13 protein-coding genes are annotated in these 19,171 nt (G+C 70.2%); 1 reads left to right on the top strand and 12 read right to left on the bottom strand.

Going from position 1 to position 19,171, the window contains the following annotated elements; all coding sequences use genetic code 11:
- Nucleotides 1-133: 133 nt before the first annotated feature.
- A complete protein-coding gene (locus ACZ5LB_RS14180; RefSeq protein ID WP_464602861.1) occupies nt 134-1,978 on the top strand; it encodes an LTA synthase family protein in 1,845 nt (614 codons plus the stop codon).
- A gap of 74 nt (nt 1,979-2,052) precedes the next feature.
- Here ACZ5LB_RS14180 and ACZ5LB_RS14185 read toward each other — a convergent pair whose 3' ends face one another.
- The 12 genes from ACZ5LB_RS14185 to ACZ5LB_RS14240 all read right to left on the bottom strand — a co-directional run bounded on the left by ACZ5LB_RS14185 (nt 2,053) and on the right by ACZ5LB_RS14240 (nt 19,160).
- Nucleotides 2,053-3,240 carry a type II secretion system F family protein gene (locus ACZ5LB_RS14185; RefSeq protein ID WP_464602862.1) on the bottom strand — a complete coding sequence of 396 codons (1,188 nt, stop codon included), beginning with the start codon at nt 3,238-3,240 and terminating at the stop codon, nt 2,053-2,055.
- 2,391 nt (nt 3,241-5,631) lie between these two features.
- Complete coding sequence (locus ACZ5LB_RS14190; protein WP_464602863.1) at nt 5,632-7,497, bottom strand: ArnT family glycosyltransferase; 1,866 nt, start codon at nt 7,495-7,497, stop codon at nt 5,632-5,634.
- Nucleotides 7,498-7,538: 41 nt separating this feature from the next.
- Nucleotides 7,539-8,789, bottom strand: coding sequence for a Glu/Leu/Phe/Val family dehydrogenase (locus tag ACZ5LB_RS14195; protein ID WP_464602864.1), 1,251 nt, complete (start codon nt 8,787-8,789; stop codon nt 7,539-7,541).
- Nucleotides 8,790-8,792: 3 nt separating this feature from the next.
- Nucleotides 8,793-9,791, bottom strand: coding sequence for a ribosome silencing factor (gene rsfS / locus ACZ5LB_RS14200; protein WP_464602865.1), 999 nt, complete (start codon nt 9,789-9,791; stop codon nt 8,793-8,795).
- A complete protein-coding gene (gene obgE / locus ACZ5LB_RS14205; protein WP_464602866.1) occupies nt 9,788-10,792 on the bottom strand; it encodes a GTPase ObgE in 1,005 nt (334 codons plus the stop codon). The genes rsfS and obgE overlap by 4 nt, the downstream gene beginning before the upstream one ends.
- Nucleotides 10,793-10,865: 73 nt before the next feature.
- Entirely contained in the window at nt 10,866-11,126 is a 261-nt protein-coding gene (rpmA, locus tag ACZ5LB_RS14210) for a 50S ribosomal protein L27 (protein WP_306598103.1), read from the bottom strand.
- 27 nt (nt 11,127-11,153) lie between these two features.
- Complete coding sequence (rplU, locus tag ACZ5LB_RS14215) at nt 11,154-11,465, bottom strand: 50S ribosomal protein L21 (protein WP_464602867.1); 312 nt, start codon at nt 11,463-11,465, stop codon at nt 11,154-11,156.
- Between the two features lie 112 nt (nt 11,466-11,577).
- Entirely contained in the window at nt 11,578-13,707 is a 2,130-nt protein-coding gene (locus tag ACZ5LB_RS14220; protein WP_464602868.1) for a M3 family metallopeptidase, read from the bottom strand.
- A 63-nt stretch (nt 13,708-13,770) separates the two neighbouring features.
- Nucleotides 13,771-14,835: an SAM-dependent methyltransferase gene (locus tag ACZ5LB_RS14225; RefSeq protein ID WP_464602869.1), complete on the bottom strand. Its 1,065-nt coding sequence runs from the start codon at nt 14,833-14,835 to the stop codon at nt 13,771-13,773.
- Nucleotides 14,832-17,399 (bottom strand): MMPL family transporter, encoded by a 2,568-nt coding sequence (locus ACZ5LB_RS14230; protein ID WP_464602870.1) that lies wholly within the window; start codon nt 17,397-17,399, stop codon nt 14,832-14,834. Before ACZ5LB_RS14230 ends, ACZ5LB_RS14225 begins: the two co-directional genes overlap by 4 nt.
- Nucleotides 17,392-18,300: a P-loop NTPase family protein gene (locus tag ACZ5LB_RS14235; RefSeq protein ID WP_464602871.1), complete on the bottom strand. Its 909-nt coding sequence runs from the start codon at nt 18,298-18,300 to the stop codon at nt 17,392-17,394. Before ACZ5LB_RS14235 ends, ACZ5LB_RS14230 begins: the two co-directional genes overlap by 8 nt.
- Nucleotides 18,297-19,160, bottom strand: a complete 864-nt coding sequence (locus ACZ5LB_RS14240; protein WP_464602872.1) for a sigma-70 family RNA polymerase sigma factor — start codon at nt 19,158-19,160, stop codon at nt 18,297-18,299. The genes ACZ5LB_RS14235 and ACZ5LB_RS14240 overlap by 4 nt, the downstream gene beginning before the upstream one ends.
- Between the last annotated feature and the right edge of the window lie 11 nt (nt 19,161-19,171).

Here is a 19,171-nt window from a genome sequence, read left to right on the forward strand (position 1 = left end):
ACCCTCGTGGGTCGACAGGTGTCGTAAGACTGTCTTCGCACTTGTCATGTTCAATTAATTAATTTTTCAACCAGGCCTGGCACACCCGGCGCAGCCCTTGGCTTCGCCCTGCCCCGGCCTGCCCGGAGCAACCATGGTCTCCTTCGGCAAGATCCTGCGGCCCACCCGGCAGGAGTGGGTCCTTTTCGGTCTCTTGTGGCTGAAAATGCTGGTTTTCTTCAGCTTGGTGTTCAACTCCGACCAGGTGAACGTCTCCTTCCACCAGCTGGGCAGCGAGATCTTCCGGTCCTTGCTTAGGCCCGTCTACCACTCGCTGGTGTTCCTCATCGCGCTGTCGCTGCTGAACCTGGCACCCGGCCGCCGGAAGCTGCGTGCCTTCGTGGGCCTCAGCCTCGCCCTGTCCGGTCTGATGGCGCTGGACCTCTGGTACTACCGTGCCTTCCGCACCTTCCCGGCCTTCAGCACCCTGTCGGTGTACCGGAACCTCTCCATCAGCCTGGACCAGGTCGCCACGTTCATCCGCCCGGGGGACCTGCTCCTCCTCCTGGACCTGGCCCTTCTGCTGCCCCTGCGCCACCTCCTGACCCTGGAAGGGCCCACCGGATGGCGGCGCTTCCTGGCGCAGGCCGGGGCCTTCACGGGGCTCTTCTTCCTGGTGGCGCCCGTGGCGTGGGGGGTCATCGGCTCCAAGGCCGCCAGGGAACCCTTCAGCATCTTCGATCCGGTGTCCACCTCCATCATGATGACGCCCCTGGGCTACCACGCCCTGGACCTCGCCACCTTCGCCCGAAGCCAGGGCCCCGCGTTCGTGGAGCTATCGGAATCCAGCCGGGCCCGCATCGGGGCCTGGCTGCGGGACAACCGCGAACGACGCGGCCCAGGCCCCCTTCAGGGGGCCCTGGCCGGCCGCAACCTTCTCATCATCCAGGTTGAGTCCCTGGAGTTCTTCATGCTCGACCGGACCGTCAACGGCGTCCCCGTGACCCCCGTGCTCAACGCATTGAAGCGCCAGGGCCTCTGCTTCACGGACTACCACGAGCAGGTCGGCCTGGGCGTGAGCGCGGACGCGGATCTCATGACCAACACCTCGGTCTACCCCGTCCGGAACCTTCCGACCTTCTGCGCCTACCCCAACGCCACCCTCCCCAGCCTGCCCAGGATCCTCGGCCAGGCCGGCTACGCCACGCTTTCCCTCCACCCCGACAAGGGCTCCCTGTGGAACGTCCGCCAGGGCCACGTGAACCTGGGCTTCCAACGCATCCTGGACTGTTCGGCCTTCGACTGCTCGGATTCCTTCGGCATGGGCCTGTCGGACGCCTCCTACCTGGCCCAGTCCGTCCCGATCATCTCCGGCCTGAAGGAGCCCTTCTACACCTTCATGGTCACCCAGTCCAGCCACCTCCCCTTCGAGCCCCCCGACTACCTGCGCGAGCTTCCCCTGGACCCGGACCTGGACCGGGAGGTCATGGGCGGCTACTTCCAGAGCGTCCACTACACGGACAAGCATCTGGGCATCTTCCTCGACCGGCTCCGCCGCACCGGGCTCCTGGACCGGACCGTCGTGGTGGTCACCGGGGACCATCAGGGCGTGCACAAGTACTGCAAGCAGGAGATCCATGCGTCCAGCCATTTCCAGCCCTGGTGGGAGGAGCCGGACCGGAAGCTCCCCTTCCTGATTGTCGCCAAGGGCCTGGCCCCCCGGGAGATCGCCCTTCATGCCGGCCAGGTGGACGTCATGCCCACGCTCCTGGCGCTTCTGGGCGTGGACGCCGGCGTCTGGGGCGACCGGATGATGGGCCGCAACCTCCTGAACACCGGCCGGAACCAGGTGGTCCTGGCCGACGGCACCCTCAAGGGCGAAGCCGGGGCGGCGGAGGCCGCGCACTGCAAGGAGGGTCTGGAGGTGGCGGACCTGATCATCCGCGGCAACTACTTCCAAGGCGACCCGGTGACCCTGAAGGCCAAAGCGCACGAATAGTTCCACTGGAGCGCCCGGTATCTGGCAGGCCCGGGCCCCTCCATCCCGCCCCGTTTCGTTGTCGCCGAAGCAGACTAATGTACGGTGCTGCCCGCGTTGAAGAGCGGGATGTACACCGCCAGGAGCAGCCCCAGCACCGTCACGCCCATGAAGAGGATGAGGACGGGTCCGATGAGCGCGGTGACGGCGGTCGTGGCCTTCTCCACCTCCTGGTCGAAGAAGTCCGAAACGTGGTTGAGCATCTCGGGCAGGGCCGAGGACTGCTCGCCCACACGGGTCATCTCCACGGCCAGGGGGTCCAGGAGCTGCGACTGCTCCAGGGCGGTGTGCAGGGACGAGCCCGCGCGCACCAGCTCGGTGACGTTGCGAAGGCGCTTCTTCATGCGCTCGCTGGGGGTGGTGCGCTGGATCACCTCCAGGGCCTGCAGGGCGGGCATGCCCCCCGAGAGGAGGACGCCCAGGGTGCGGGTGAACACCGAGGAGTGGTACATGCGGTACAGCACGCCGAGCTTGGGCAGCGCCAGGAGGATCCGCTCCCAGACCTGCTTGCCGGCGTCGGTCGTGAACATCCACCGGATGCCGAAGGCCAGCGCGACCAGGAGGGCCGCCTGGACGTAGATCGTCCGGCGCACGAACTCGCCCAGGTCCAGGAGCACCTGGGTGGCCTGGGGCATCTCGATGCCGCTGCCCTGGTAGATCTCCGCGAACTTGGGCAGGACGACGTTGAAGATCACGGCCAGGGCGATGATGAGCACGCCCACCAGGAAGGAGGGGTAGAAGAGGGCCTCCATGATGCGCCGGCGGCTGTTCTGCGCGAAGGACTGGAAGGCCAGCCACCGCGCGATGACCTCGGGCAGGGTGCCGCTGCGCTCGCCGGCGACCACGTTGGCGCGGTACACCGCCGGGAAGGTGCCCACCTGCTCCATGGATTCGGAAAAGGACATGCCCTCCTTGAGCAGCTCCACCACGCGCTCCAGGGAGCTGCGGAGCAGGGGGTCCTTGCCGTGGCCCACCAGCAGCTCCAGGGACTGGAGGAGAGGGATGCCGGCCTTGAGCAGGGCCAGCAGTTCCTGGTTGAAGAGGATCAGGGTCTCGGCCTTGAGCGCCTTCTGGCTCCGGAAGGCGCCCAGGGTGCGGCGCACGTCCATGGGGAAGTTCCCCTCGGCCATGATCCGGGCCTTCACTTCCTCGGCGTCGCCGCCCTCGTAGTCCCTCACGAGGATCTCGCCGGCGGATGTTGTGAACTTGACGGTGAATCGCATGGGCAGCCCTGGGAAAGGATAGCCGCTAATGGGCCGCGGCCGGAACCGCTACACTGGCTGGATGTCCACCCCGGGAGGCCGCGTGATCATCAGGACCAGCATGGTCGCCGTCAGTTGCATGGCGCTTCATGGACAGGCTCCCCTCCGGGTGGGCGAATCGGTACCTGGATTGCTCGACCTCAGGGATGCGGCGGCGGCCGACTGGGTTCCTGGCGATTCGCGGAACCCTGCCCAGGTCCAGGAGAAGATCCTGGCCTGGTCCAACCGGGTCGCACCGCTCCGGGGGACCTCCGCGGTGCGCATCCTCCTGCCCCGGGGCGCCGGGCGCATACCCCTGCTCCTGGCCGCCAGCCAGGCCCTGAAGGCCCAGGCGCCGGAGGTGGTCCTCTACCTGGGCTTCGATGCCGGCGCGGAGCCCCTCTGGGACGAGGCCGCCTGGGGCGCGGTGCAGGGCGGCGCGCTCCTGCCCGGGGACCTGGGACCCGACCCCGCGGCCTGGCCGGGACGCCTGGCCCGGGCCCAGGAGTTCATGCCGGGGCGGCCCTGGACCCTCTGGCTCCCCAGCGATCCCGGCCCCCGCCTGGGCCAGCTCCTGGGTGACGGGGGCCACCTCGTGATCCCCCCCGGCGGGCCCGGGGCGCGCCTGGAGGTGCCGGCCGGGTTCACGGACGTGGAGGGCGGGGCCGGCACCCTCCTCCTGCGCAACCCCAGGACCGGCGCCGAACGCCGCTGGCGTTTCGCCCAGGACGCCTGGTCCCCGGTGGAGGCCCCAGCGGGCCGCCACGAGGTGCAGGTCACCGATCGGGACACCTACGACGTGGGTGCGCTCCTGGCGCGGGTGCGGGCCGAGCGGCTCCGGGAGGCCTTGGCCGTCCGCACCCAGGAGGCCGACCTGGCCGTGGATCTCCACATCCAGGCCTCCCAGGGGCCGGGCACGGACCTGGGCTTCCGGTTCCGTTCCTTCCAGGCCGCCGGCGAGCCCGAGGAGACGCTCCAGGAGGAGGTGCTCCTCAACGGCGTCCGGGCCAGGCTCAAGGGCGGGCTCCAGCTGCCCATCGTGGAAAGCCGCACGAGCCTCGCGCCCCCGGCGGCGCTCACCCTCACGGAGCGGTACCGCTACCGGGACGGCGGCGCCGGGGGCCCCGGGCAGCGGCTCATCCGCTTCGAGCCCGCGGACGGCGACGCCACCCTGCACACCGGCACGCTCCTGGTGGAGGAGGCCTCGGGGCGCATCCTGGAGGAGCGCTCCTCCCGTTCCGGCCTGCCGGGCATGGTGAAGTCCGAGACCCGGACCCTCACCTACGGCGAGGCGGCCCCCGGCATCTGGCGCCTTTCCAGGGCGGTCGTCTTCGAGCGCTGGGTCATCGGCGGCGCCGTCACCCAGGCCCGGCGCACCCTGGCCTACTCGGGCTTCACCGTGAACGGCCCGGACTTCGAGGACCACCGGCTCCGGGCGCGCCGTTCCGACGGAACCATGCTGCGCGGCACCCCAGACGGGTTGCGGTACTTCACGCGCCAGGCGGACGGGACCCGGAAGATCGAGGAGAAGCCCCGCACCTCGGGGCGCTTCATCGGCGGCATCCTCCTCTTCGATCCCACCCTGCCCCTGCCCGTGATCCCCCTGGCGGGCCTGGCCTACTTCGATTTCGACGCGTGGGGCAAGGGGATCCAGGTTTCGGGTCTCACCGCCGGGATCTTCAACACCGGGCAGATCTCGGTACCCAACGTGGGGGCGGGGTTCGATTTCGCGGCAAGCACGGCCTTCAGCTTCCTGCCGGGCACCGAGCGCCCCGTGCGCAACGGGCATCTGGCGGACGGGGAGGGCGTGGGGCGCAGGTCGGGCAACCTCCTGCTGGCCCTGGGCCACGACCTGGGCTGGGGCTTCCGCCTGCAGGGGCGCGCGAACCTGCGGCACGACGCCTATTCCCGCCCGTGGCGGGACCAGCACTGGACCGAGGGCTTCGTCCTTCCCCCCTCTGGGTGGACCCGCGAAACCACGGCTGAACTCAGCTGGATGGCCGGCGGCTTCCAGCTCAAGGGGAACTACGGCGACGGGCGCCGGCCCGAAGGCGTCTTCGGATTGCCCGGCCAACTGCAGGAGCTGAAGGGCAGCTTCGCGAGGTGGGGCGGCTCGGTGGGCTACGACCATGAGCTGGGCCGGGGATCCTGGCTTCACGGCGAGGCGGGGTTCAGCGCAGGCCGGGGCTTCGACCGCTTCCAGGCCCTGGATGTGGGCGGCACCGGCGGCAGCGTGCGCATCGCCGGCATCCGGAACAACGCCATCGCGGCCGACCGGCTCACCTATGCCAAGGCCGCCATGGTGCTGCCCTCCGGGCCCCGGCTGAGGCTCACCGTGGGCCTGGACCAGGCCTGGCTCCGCAGCCTGGACGATCAGCGCACCTTCCAGGTCACGGGCCTGGCCATCGCCGGGGACCTGCCGGGCTTCTGGTGGTTCACCGCCGTGCGCGTGGACCTGGGCGTGGGGCTGCTGAGCACCCTCCCGGGGGTGCGCTCCTGCAACGGGTATGTGGGCTTCTTCAGGATCTTCTGATCCAGCAGGTCCACGGCCCGGTGGTTCAGGAGCAGCACCGGGGTGCGGTCCCGGAGTCGGCGGGAGCGGGAGGCCTCCGTGGGGAGCTCCGTAGCCCCCGGCGCCCTGGAACCCAGCTCCCCGCGCCAGAAGTGCCGGGGCTCCAGGAGCAGGGCCACCGGCTCGGCCCGGGCCAGGGCATCCCGCACCGCCCCGGCGTCCGCCACGCGCGGCAGGACCCGGCCGAAGGTGAGGCTGGCGTAGCCCACCTGGGTCTCCTCCAGGCGCCCCTGGAACACCCGGACACCCTGGTCTTCCAGCCTCCGGGCCTCCAGGAACGGCTCCAGGATGGGCTTCCACTCCCGGTCCAGATGGGGGACGGCCACCCCCATGAAGAGAAGGAGCGTGGCCACCCATTGCGCCAGGGTCCACCGCAGGGCCGCCTCCAGCTTGCCCCGGGCCGCCAAGGTCCAGGAGAGGCCCCCCAGGAGGAGGGCCGGGGCGCTGAGCGCCAGGGCCTCCTTCCCGTCCATGCCCACCCGCGCCACCACCACCCAGGGCATGCCCGCGCCCAGCACCGGGACCAGGACCAGGGTGACCCACGCCGCGGCCTTCGCCATGCGGTCCGGGCCGCGGTCCAGGGCGTGGTCCAGGGCGCGGTCCAGCCAGAGCCCCGTGTTCAGGAAGGACAGGGGCAGGATGGGCAGGAGGTAGACCATGCGCTTTTCCGAGGAAACGGTCAGCATCACAAGAGTGGCCGCGACCATGGCCGGGAGGCCCCAGTCCCGGACCTCCCGCCACCCCCGGGGCACCAGGGCCGCGCACCACAGCGCCAGCCACGGCAGGAGGTTGCCCGGGGCGCGCCCCAGGTAGAACAGGACCGATTCCCGGTGCTCGTCCAGCCGGCCCGTGCGTGGCACCAGGTCGGCCCGCTCCAGGAAGCGCCCCAGGGTGTTGCGCAGGAACACCTCCTCGAGGAAGACGCGCCCCCCCCGCAGGGCCAGCGGCACCACCCAGGCCAGGGCCAGGGCCAGACCCACGGCCATGCCCCAGCCCGGGCGCAGGAAACGCCGCACCGCGCGCCGGTCCAGGGCCAGCAGCACCGCCAGGGCCCAGAGCGCCATGACGGGGCCGATGACGCCCTTGGCCAGGAACAGGGGCCCCTGGCTGGCCCAGAACAGCTCCACCCAGAGCCCGCGCTCCGGCTCCGCCAGGGCCAGGAGCGCCAGGCCCAGGGTCGCGGTGAGGGCGGCCGTGAGGGCCACGTCCACCACGGCCTGGTGCCCCATGCGGAAGAACAGCACGTGGGTGGCCGCCAGGAGTCCCCCCCACAGCCCGGCCCGGCAGGATCGCAGCCGGCATCCCAGCCAGGTGACCCAGGCCACGGTGCCGATGGACATCAGCGCACTGGGCAGCCGCAGCGCCCAGGGTTCGAAGGTCCCGGCCAGCCCGGTGGCGGCCACGCCCAGCAGGTAGTGGAGGGGCGGCTTCTCGAGGTAGGGCTCCCCGTTGAGCGTCGGGACGATCCAGTCCCGCGAGGCCGCCATCTCCCGGATGATCCCGCCTACGTAAGGTTCATGATAATCCCAAAGCCCGTGGTTATTGAGCCCCACCAGGAAGAGCGCCGCCGCCACCAGGCAGGCCAGAGCCATCGTATTGCAGACAGGCGTCTTCTCCGCCAGCATCCCCAGCGGGTTCCGGGAACCCACGGGGGGACGGTCGACCATCCCATAATATTAACTATTTATTTTGTCTTGGCCAGGGGTGCTCAGGCGTAGAAGCCCCGGGCATGCATGGCCTGGCTCACCCGGTCCAGGGCCAGGATGTAGGCGCCGATGCGGGGATTCGTCTTGAACTTGTCCGTGGTGGCGAACACGGCCTGGAAGGCGTGGGTCATGTACTCCACCAGGCGCTCGTTCACTTCGCGCTCGCGCCAGTAGAAGCCCAGGCGGTTCTGCACCCACTCGAAGTAGCTCACGGTCACGCCGCCGACGTTGGCGAGGATGTCGGGCACCACCAGGACGCCGTTGTCCAGGAGGATGGGGTCGGCCTCGGGGGAGGTGGGGCCGTTGGCGCCTTCCACCACGACCTTGGCGCGCACCTTGGCGGCGTTGTCCTCGGTGATCTGGTTCTCGGTGGCCGCGGGCACCAGGATGTCCACCGCCATGGTGAGCAGATCCTTGGCGTCCATGGGCTCGGCGCCCTTGAAGCCCACCACCGTCTTGTGTTCGGCGTGGTACTTGAGGAGGGCGTGGGTGTCGATGCCGCGGTCGTTGCGGATGGCGCCCTTGAGGTCCGACACCGCCACCATGCGCGCGCCGGCCTCGTGCAGGAGCCGCGCGGCCTGGGAGCCCACGTTGCCGAAGCCCTGCACGGCCAGCGTGGCCCCGGCCAGGGGCTTGCCCAGGCGCTGCATGGCCTCGCGGGCGGAGATGAGGATGCCGCGGCCCGTGGCCTCGGTGCGCCCGAGGCTGCCGCCCAGGGAGATGGGCTTGCCGGTCACCACGGCGTTCTCGGTCTTGCGCGTGTGCATGGTGTAGGTGTCCAGGACCCACGCCATGACCTGGCTGTTGGTGCCCATGTCGATGCCGGGCACGTCCCGGTCGGGCCCCAGCAGGTCCATGATCTCGGCGATGTAGCGCCGCGTGAGCCGCTCCAGCTCGCCGTCGCTCATCTTCGTGGGATCGCAGATGACGCCGCCCTTGCCGCCGCCGAAGGGCACGTCGACCACGGCGGTCTTCCAGGTGTTCCACGCCGCGCCGGCCTTGATCTCGTCCAGCGTGATGCGCGGGTCGTAGCGGATGCCGCCCTTGGCGGGGCCGCGGGCGACGTTGTGCTGCACGCGGTATCCGGTGAAGACCTCCCAAGCGCCGTCATCCATGTGGACGGGACAGCTGACGATGATCGAGCGGATGGGGGCGATGAAGACCTTGAAGAGCGCCTCTTCGAGGCCGTAGAGTTCGGCCGCGACGCGCAGACGCGACTGCATGGCGTCGAATGCGCTGTGTTGATTGAGCATGGCTCACCCCTCCCGGTGTTCGGTATTCGGCATGGAGGGATGCACCTCGGGGGGGAGCTCGAGCTCCCTCGCGTCCTTCCACAGGCCTTCCAGATTGTAGAACCCGCGCGTGTCCTCATCCATGACGTGGACGATGATGTCGCCGTAGTCCAGGAGGATCCAGTTGCCGTTCTGTTCGCCCTCGCGGGACAGGGGGCGGACGCCGATGGCCTTCAGCTGCTCTTCCACCGCGTCGGCGATGGCGCGGTTCTGGCGGTCGCTGGACCCGGACATGAACGCGAAGGTGTCGGTGAAGCTGGCGATCCCGGTGACGTCGAAAAGGCGGATCCGGAAGGCTTTCTTGGAGCGGGCAGCTTCCACCACACTCGCGAGCCGAGGCTCTAGGGTCATTCGTTCTCCCAAACAGACATTACGGTACTGGTTTTCCCGGCAAATGACAGCCAGAACTTGCGGTGGAATTTCGGTGGGCGCGCCCCCCCTCGCCAGCTCCCCCCGGAGCCCGGTGGAAGCAAGGTCCAGCGCGGTTCCGGGCAGTTCGACGACCTCCCCGGGCATTCCGGACCAGCGGGCCCGGAACCGGTCCCGCAGGAGCCCGGGCACGGCGACGTCCTCGAAGCCCGGGCGGGGCGACACGGCCAGCGAGGCCAGCTCAAGGATCCGCTCGGGCCGCTTCCAGGTGTGGAATCCGGCCAACTGGTCGCTGCCCATCACCAGGATCCAGGCGGTTCCGGGCTCCCTGGCGGCCAGGGCCTCCAGGGTGTCCACCGTGAAGCTGGGTCCGCTCCGGTCCACCTCCAGGGATTCCACCGGGTAGGGCAGGTCGCGCAGGAGACGCAGGCGCATGGCCCCGTCCACGGCCGGCCGGGGCTTGTGGGGAGGGAGGCCGGTGGGGACCAGGCGCAGTTCGTCCAGGTCCAGGGCCAGGATGGCGAGGTCCGCCAGCTTCAGGTGTCCGGCGTGGGGAGGGTTGAACGTGCCTCCCAGGAGCCCCACCCGCCTCATGAGCCCGAGGCCCCCGTCAGGGCGGCGCCGAGCTTGAACACGAGGGCCCGGATGCCTTCGCCGGTCACGCCGGAGAGGAGGATCGGCTCCTGTCCCCGGGCCCGGCACAGGGCCTCGAACCGGATGCGCCGGTCGTCATCCTGCAGGGCGTCCAGCTTGGTTCCCACCAGCCAGCAGGGCTTGGCGGCCAGCACCGGGGAGAAGGCCTTGAGCTCGCCCTCGATGATGCGGATGGCCTCCTCAGGTTCCAGCATGGGATCCGCGAGGTCCACCAGGTGGAGCAGCATGCGGGTGCGCTCCACGTGGCGCAGGAACTGCACGCCCAGGCCCGCTCCGCCCGCGGCGCCCTCGATGAGGCCGGGGATGTCGGCGATGACGAAGCTGGTGATCTCGTCCACCGCCACCACGCCGAGCTGGGGCTCCAGGGTGGTGAAGGGGTAGTTGGCGATCTTGGGGCGGGCCGCGGACACGCGGCTGACCAGGGTGGACTTGCCGGCGTTGGGCAGGCCCGCCAGGCCCACGTCGGCGATGAGCTTGAGCTCCAGGTCCACGTCACGCACCTCGCCCTCCTCGCCGGGCTGGGCGTGGCGGGGGGTGCGGTTGGTGGAGCTCTTGAAATTGTTGTTCCCGAGACCGCCGCGGCCGCCCCGGGCCACGGTGACGGATTCGCCTTGGGTGAGCAGCTCGGCCAGGACCTCGCCGCTCTGGGCGTCCTTGATGACGGTGCCCAGCGGCACGTCCAGGACGATGTCGGCCCCGTCGGTGCCCGAACAGAGTCCGCCGGCGCCGTTGCCGCCGCGCCCGGCCAGGAAGGTGCGCTGGTTGCGGTAGGGGTTCAGGGTGTTGAGGGTCTTGACGGCCCGGATGCGGATGGACCCGCCCAGCCCGCCGTTGCCGCCGTCGGGCCCGCCCAGTTCGGCGAACTTCTCCCGGCGGAAGGAGGATGCGCCGGCGCCGCCGTGGCCAGCCTCCAGGTGCAGCGTCAGATGGTCAAGGAACATGGTTTAGCCTGCAAAACGATGAGCGCACAGCCCCTTTTCCCAGGGCCGCGCGCTCACCGGGGTCAGCCTGGGATCAGGCCTCGACGGGGTCGATGTGGATGAAGCGGCCGTGCTGGCCCTTATCCTGGAACCGGACCTTGCCCTCGATCTTGGCGAACAGGGTATGGTCGGTGCCCATGCCCACGTTGACGCCCATCTTGAAGCGGGTGCCGCGCTGGCGGACGATGATGGAGCCGGCGGTGACGAGCTGGCCCCCGAAAGCCTTCACGCCGAGGCGCTGGGCATTGGAATCGCGACCGTTGCGGCTGGAACCTACACCTTTTTTATGTGCCATGACAGAACCTCTCTTCTCTTACCGGGCCTAAGCCTGGATGCCCTTGATGCGAACTTCCGTGTACCCCTGGCGGTGGCCCTTGGTGCGCTGGTAGGTCGTGGTGCGCTTCTTCTTGAAGATGAGAACCTTCTTGGCGCGGTCGTGGCAGATGACCTCCGCCGAGACGGTGGCGCCTTCGACGGTGGGCTTGCCCACCTTCAGCTCGCCGCCGTTGTCCACCAGGAGGACGCGGTCGAAGACCACGGCTTCCTTGAGGTCCTTTTCGAGCAGTTCCACGCGGAGGATGTCCCCCTCGGAAACCCGATACTGCTTGCCACCGGTCTGGATCACTGCGTACATGACGTCCTCGCGAAGGAGGCTTGGGCGGCGCCCGGAAAAGCCGGCGCACTTGGGGAGCCCAAGACAAGGCCCAATAGAATGTCATCCATTCCCTTGAACTGCAAGGGAAAAGTCACTTCATGAAGCCCCGCTTGCGCATGAGGGCGTCCGTATTGACGTCCCGGCCCCGGAAATTCCGGAAGGCGTCCGAGGGGTCCACGGTGTTGCCCACGGACAGCACGGTGGCCTTCAGGCGCGCGGCCACGGCGGGATCCCAGGGGCCCTTGCCCTCCATGAAGGCCTCCCAGGCGTCGGCCGTGAGGGCGTCGGCCCAGAGGTAGGCGTAGTAGCCGGCGGAGTACCCGTCCGAGGAGAAGATGTGGTTGAACTGGGTGGGCCGGTGGCGCATGACGATCTCTTCGGGCATGCCGAGCCGGGCCAGCTCCTCCTTCTCGAACTTCGCGGGGTCGATGGGCCCGGCCCCGGCCAGGTGGAACTTCATGTCGATGACGGCCGAAGCCAGGAATTCCATGGTCAGGAAGCCTTCGTTGAACTTGGCGGCCTTCTTGATGCGGTCCACCAGCCCCTGGGGGATGGGCTTGCCGGTCTTGTAGTGCACGGCATAGGCGTTGAGGATCTCCGGCGTCAGGAAGAAGTGCTCGTTGATCTGGGAAGGGAATTCCACGAAGTCCCGGGCCGTGTTGGTGCCGGCCACGCCGGGATAGGTGGCGTTGCTCAGCATGCCGTGCAGGGCGTGGCCGAACTCGTGGAACATGGTCTGGGCGTCGTCGAAGGAGATGAGGACGGGCTCGCCGGGGGCGCCCTTGGTGAAGTTGGAGTTGTTGCTGACGATGGGGGTGATCTCACCGTCGTAGCGCTGCTGGGTGCGGTACTCGTTCATCCAGGCCCCGGAGGACTTCCCGGCCCGGGCGAAGGGATCGAAGTACCACAGAGCCACGTGGGCCCCCTTGGCGTCCTTGACCTCCCACACCTTCACGTCCGGGTGCTGCATGGGCAGACCCTGGACGGGGGTGAAGTACAGGCCGTAGCACTTGCCCGCGGCCCAGAACATGCCTTCGCGGAGCTTGTCGAGCTGCATGTAGGGCAGCACCTCGTTGAGATCGAGGTCGTACTTGGCCTTGCGGAGCTTCTCGGCGTAAAAGCGGTAGTCCCAGGCGGCCAGCTTGAAGTTCCCGCCCTCCTTGGCGATGATGGCCTGCATTTCGGCCACGTCGGCCTTCACCTGGGTCACGCCGGGCTTCCACACGGCCTCCATGAGGGCCACGGCCCGTTCGGGGGTCTTGGCCATGGACAGCTCCACGGACCAGTGGGCGTGGCTCTTGTAGCCCAGGATCCGGGCGCGCTCGTAGCGCAGCTGGAGGATGCGGGAGATGGCGGCCTTGTTGTCCCGGGCGTCGTTGTTGTCGCCGCGGTTCACGTAGGTGCGCCAGACCTTCTCGCGCAGGGCGCGGTTCTCGGCGTAGGCGAGGAACGGCTCCATGGCCGAGCGGGTGTTGGCGATCACCCACTTGCCCTTGAGGCCCCTGGCTTCGGCGGCGCGGGCGGCGCCGGCCTTGTAGTCGGCGGAAAGCCCCGCGAGGCCGGCCTCCGAGTCGATGACGGTGCAGAGCCCGCTCTCCTCGGCCACCACGTTCTGGGCGAACTTCGTGTTGAGGACGGCCAGCTCCTGGTTGATCTCCTGGATGCGCTTCTTCTGTTCGGGGGTGAGCAGGGCGCCGGCGCGCACGAAATTGGTGCGATAGAGCCAGGTCAGGCGCTTCTGCTCGGGGGTGAGGGCCGAGGTGCCCAGGCCCTGGTAGACAGCGTCGATGCGCTTGAAGAGCCCGGCGTTCTGGATGATCTCGTCGGCGAAGGCCGCGAGCCGCGGATTGATCTCGGCCTCGATGCGGGGCACGTCGCCCAACTTAAGGGTGCTGAAGTGCACGCCGGAAAGGATGTTGACCCGGTCCAGCATCCGGCTGGAGCGCTCCATGGCCACGATGGTGTTCTCGAACGTGGGGGCGGCGGGGTTGTCCACGATGGCCTTGATGGCCTTGCGCTGGTCGGCCATGGCCAGGTCGAAGGCGGCGGAGAAGTCCGCGGGCTTGACCTGGTCCCAGGGCGGAACGCCGCCGAAGGGACCCGTCCAGGGGGCGGTGAGGGCCTTGAGGGTGGGGGTCATGGGCTGTTCCGGCCGAAGCGGCGTCGTGGCGAGGGCCAGGATCGGAACGAGGCCCAGGGTGAGGTGGTTGCGGATGGACATGGGACTCCTTGGCACAGGTGGGGACCCCATTCTATCCCCCCCCGGCGTCCGGACACCCGGTCCTCAATCACAATGCCTCCAGGCCTCCAGCACCCGGAACCGCTCGCCCATGAGGTTGGGCAGGGTGAGCTGCAGGAGGTTCTCCATGCGCCGGGCCCGGGCCACCGGGTCCAGGCTCTGCCACGCCTCCTCCCAGGCCGCCAGGGGCGCGTGCTCCCGGATCCAGGCGCTGAGGCTCACGTGGCCCGCGTCCCGCAGCCCCGCGCGCTCCAGGAGCGCCTGGAGGCGGGTGAAGTCCACGTCGGCGGTGAGGTCGGCCTCCCCCATGTCCTCCCACCAGGCGCCGTCCACCTTGTGGCCCTTGAAGCGGCGCAGGTCGGAGCCCTTGTCCAGGACGCGGCTGGTGCTGTGGCCGTAGTCCACGGCCAGGAAGAGGCCCGCCTCCAGGCTCCCGGCCAGGTCCCCCACCAGGTCCGGCAGGTCCTGGCACCAGGGGGCGCCGTCGCCGGCCTCCAGGCCGCCCTCGGCCTGGGAGGCGAACCAGTCGAGGGCTTCGCAGGGCTCCGCCGGCAGCCACGCCTGGCCCTGGGCGGTCAGGGCCTCGTAGCTCCACCGCTCCCCGTCCCAGCGGTAGGGCTGGGCCGGCAGGGCGTCGAAGAGCTCGTTGGAGAGGACGGCCCCCCGGAAGGGCCGCAGGGGCTCTCCCTGGGCGACGATGCGGGCCCGGCCGGATTCCAGGTGGGGGGCCAGCGCGGCCCGGGCCGCGGCGCCGGCGGCGGGGTTGTCGTCCCGGTGCAGGTAGCGCAGGGCTTCGCCGAAGGGGCCGCGGGCGGCCTGGAGCAGGTCCCGGCCCAGCCAGCCCCGGCCGGCGCCGGGTTCCAGCACGACGAAGGGGTCGGGCCGTCCCAGGCGCTCCCAGGCGCGCTCCAGGCGCGCGGCGATGGCCTCGCCCAGCAGGGGGCCCAGGTCCAGGGCCGTGTAGTAGTCGGCGCCCTCGAAGCCCCAGGGGCCCTGGGTCCGCCGGTAGTAGCCGAAGTCCGGATGGTAGAGGGCCAGGGCCATGGCCTCGGCGGCGGGAAGGGGTCCCTGGGCCAGGCGGGCCTCCACGAGGGCCTTGAGGTCGGTCACGGTTCGCTCCGGTGCAGGGGCCACCGCGCCAGGACCCAGGGGAGGATCCACTGGGTGGCCAGGAGGGCCAGGGCCACGCCGCCCAGGGCGGCCAGTCCCAGGCCCCGCAGGCCGCGGTAGCCGCTGAAGACCAGGCCCCCGAAGCCGGCCAGGGTGGTGCCGGCGCACACGGCGTTGACCCGGGCCACCCGGGCGGCGGCATGGGGTTCCAGGCGGGCCCGGTGGAGGAGGTTCATGGCGGTGTCCACGCTGACGCCCAGGGCGATGGGGATGGCCACCAGCGACAGGAAGGTGAGAGGTTCGCCCGTCCAGCCCAGGACGCCCAGGGCCCCCACCTGGCTCGCGCCCAGGGGCACCAGGGCCAGGGCCAGGAAGCGCAGGCGCCGGCCGAAGATGGCCACCACGGCCAGCACCGCGGCCAGGGCCAGGAGGATCACCTGGCGCAGGGCATCCCGGGCCACGGCCTTGATGGCGCGGAAGAGCGGGCGCGTGCCCACCATCCGTCCGCCCGCGGCTTCCACCTCGGGCTCGATGCGTTCCTGGGCGCCCTCGGAAAGCCGCAGGGGCAGGGTGAAGGTCTCGGAGCGGGAGGCCTGCGGCGCCGGGGATCCGGCGTGCCATCCGAAGAGGCGCAGGGGCTCCCGGCGCACGGGGGTCTTCACGGGGGGCATGAGGGCCTGGATGCTCCGGGGCACGTTGAGGGGGTTCTCCACGCTGGCGCGCAGGGCCGCGAGGCTGCGCTCCAGGGCCACCGGGTCCAGGCCCGCGGCGGCGGCCTCCTCCAGTACCTTCCGGTACCAGGTGTCCGAGCCCAGGATGCGCCTGAGCTCGGGCGAGGGCACTTTCCACTCGGGCATGGGCAGGCCTTCCCGGCGCAGGGGCACGACCACGGCGTTCCACAGCTGGGGCAGGCGCGCGGGGTCGTCCAGGGGAAGCTGCACGGCCAGGGGCTGGAGGCCTGCGCCCAGGGCATGGCCGAGGCTCTCCTGGAGGACGAGGGCCGGGTTGCCCTGCTGCCGGAAGCGGCGCAGGTCCTCCTCCCACTTCATGGAACGGATCCCCCATGCGCCCAGGAGCAGCAGGACCAGGGCCGCGGCGGGCTTCCAGGGGCGGATGGGGGCGGTGTGCTTCAGGGCGTGCCGCGCGGGGGCGAAGGTCCCATGGCCCCGGTCCAGGGCCAGGAGCAGGGCGGGCAGCACCAGGAAGCCCGTGGCCATGCAGGCCAGGAGCCCCAGGCCGGCGGTGAGGCCCAGGTCCCGGAAACCCGGAAAGGGCGCCGCCACGCAGGCCAGGAAGGCCATGGACGTCGCCAGGGCCCCGGCGACGACCCCGGGCCCGGTGCCCAGCAGGGCGGCCCGCAGGCTCAGGGCCTTGGACCGGCCTTCCTGGCGCTCGTCCCGGTAGCGGCTGAAGAGCAGGATGCCCACGTCGTCCCCGATGCCCAGGAGCACGGCGCCGAAGGCCGCCGCCATGAGGTTGAGCCTGCCCAGGATCCAGCCCGTGAGTCCCAGGGCCCAGAGCATGCCCAGCAGCAGCGGGATCACCACGAAGCCGTAGCCCGCCAGGGTTCGGAAGCCGACCCAGTAGACCACCCCGATGAGCACGAAGCTCAGGAGCAGGCTGAGGAGGACCTCCCGGGTGAGGGTGTTGGATTCCCAGTACGCGATGGCGTGGGCGCCGGTGGCCTGCAGGGGGAAGGTCCGGTCCGGGCCCGCGGCCAGGGCCGCGCGGACCTGGGAGCTGGTGGCCTTGGCCGGCAGGGCCCCCCGGGCGCCGTCCCCCAGCCATCGCAGGACCCGCGCCGTGGCCCGGGCGTCCCCGCTGGGGAAGTCGAGCACCAGGGGCACCAGGACGAACCGGCCGTCCCGCGTTTCCAGGTAGCCGGTGCGCAGTTTCATGGGGAAGGCCCGGGCGCCCTGGGTGACCCGGAGGCGCGTCTCGTCCGTGTCGGTGACGAACTGGCTGAGCTGGAGGGGGTCGAGCTGGGCCAGCTTGGCCTTGGCCGGGTCCGGCGAGGCCAGGGCCTTGGCCGTGGCCCGCAGGCGCCGCTGGAGCTCAGCGGGTTCCGTGAGCGGCGCCAGGCGGTCCCCCAGGAGCATGGGAGCCAGGGCGTAGAACTGCTCGGTGACCAGGCGCCCCACGGCGGCGTCGCCGTCCAGGAAGCTGCCCGCGGCCAGGAGGGGCGGCCACAGGGAGACGCCCTGGGCCTCGGGCACCGGCACGGGGGGCGAGATGCGTCCCTCCCCGCTCATGCCGTTGAGGGGCACGCCTTCGTCCGTGAGGAGGTTCTCCACGAGGCGCTCGGCCCAGGCCTGCCGCGCCTCCAGGTCCCCCGGGCCGCCTTCGGCGGCGAGCCAGAGCAGCTCCTGCTGGCCCACCCCGGCCTCGATGCTGGCGCGCACCACGGGGTTGTCCGTGGGCAGGAGGCTCATGAGGTCGAGCCTGCGCTCCACCCGCAGCGCGCCCAGGCCCAGGACCAGGGTCAGGACGCCCAGGGCCACCCAGAGCCCCGCGGGGCGGCGCAGGTGAAGGAGCAGGAGTGCGCGGAGGAGCTTCCTACCCATTCAGGGTTTCCAGGAGTCGCTCCAGGGTGGGGCGCAGGACGACCCGCTTGGCCGACGCCAGGCGCCTGAAGAGGCTGGGGTCGTCCAGGCGCAGCAGCGGGTAGGTGTCCCGGTCGCCGTTCTGGAGGGTCTCGGTCCACCGGCTCGCGGTGATGAGGGTGGGGAGCTGCTCGCCGTAGCGGTGGTCCAGGAGCTGGGCCATGGCGCGCACCACGCGGATGTCGCCGTCCATGCGGTCGAAGTCGTCCAGGACGAGGATGGGCGCCTCCAGCAGGGGCGCCATGCGGTCGCGCTCGCTGATGAAGTCGGTGTTGGTGAAGCTGCGGCTGTCGTAGTAGGTGTCGCGCAGTTCCAGGGTGAAGGAGCGCACCGGCACGAACAGGCCCCCGCCGCGGGTGCGCTCGCCGCAGGCCCGGAGCGCGGCCGCGGCCAGGGTGCTACGCCCGGAGCCCGGAGGTCCGTCGAGCCACCAGAAGTCCGAGGGATCCCGGTCGCTTCGCGCCCAGTTGAAAAGCGACCGGTAGCCCCAGGGCTCCTGGGCGGGCTTCACGTCGCGCCAGCCCAGCTCGCCGTCGGTGCCGACCTTGGCCCCGCACTTGTGGACGATGAGGTCGAGCTTGCTGCGCAGGTCCTCGGAGAGCGTGGCGCGGATCTCGGCGTTTTCGAGCAGCTGGTTGACCTGGGCCAGGGCGCCGGCGAGCTTCTCGCGCGGGTGCTGGATCTTCCACCACTCCCAGAAGGACTCGAAGGTGGCCTCCCGGTACCGGCCGGGGATGCCGTGCACCGCGCGCTGGGCCGCGGCCGGGGCCGCGCACGTGCACGGCCGGGCCGGCTTCATGGGATCCGGATCGAGAATCACCCGCCGCCCGTCGCACAGCGGGCAGACTTCAACGCCTTTCACGAACGGTCTCCCTTCAGGAACTGCCCGAGGAGGACGCGCCTGCGCTCGCGGATCTTCATGAAGGCGCGCTCCTCGATCTGGCGCACCCGCTCCCGGCTGATGGGGGGCTCGAAGGATTGCCCGATGCGCTCGAGGGTCATGGGGTCCGAGCCGTCCAGGCCGAAGTGCAGCGCGATGATGCGGCGCTCCTTCTCGTTGAGCAGGCCCAGGCTGAGCCGAACCTGGTCCTGGAACGACTCCTGGTCCAGGGTTTCCATGGCGCTGGGCTCGATGGTCTGTTCAAGGCTGTCGCCCAGGGTGAGGTCCGACTCGCCCATGCCCTGTTCGGTGCTGACGGTGGAGGTGGTCTGCTGCAGGAGCTGGAGGCGCTCCACCTCTTCCGAGGAGAAGTTGCTGTGGGCCACGATGTCGGCCACGGTGGGCGTGCGGCCCAGGTCCTGGCCCAGGCGGTGGGTGATGCGGTTGAGCTGCACCAGGTGCCCGGCGACCTTCTGGGGCAGGCGGATCTTGCTGCCGTGCTCGGCCAAGGCGTGGAAGATGGCCTGGCGCACCCACCAGGACGCGTAGGTGAGGAACTTGTTCTCCCGCTCGGGATCGAAGCGCTTGGCGGCCTCGATGAGGCCCAGGTTCCCCTCGGAGATGAGGTCCAGCAGGTCCAGGCCCATGCCCTGGAACTTGCGGGCCTCCTTCACCACGAAGCGGAGGTTGCCCTCCACCAGCATGCGAAGGCCTTCCGGGTTGCGGTCGTTCTGCCACAACCTGCCGTTGATGCGCTCCTCTTCCGCGGTCAGGAGGGGGAGATCCCTGATCGAGTCGAAGTACTTGTCGAGCGACCGCTCTTCCAGATGCCGTTGGGGCACATTCCACCTTG

The organism is Mesoterricola sp. MK458 (assembly GCF_055384935.1).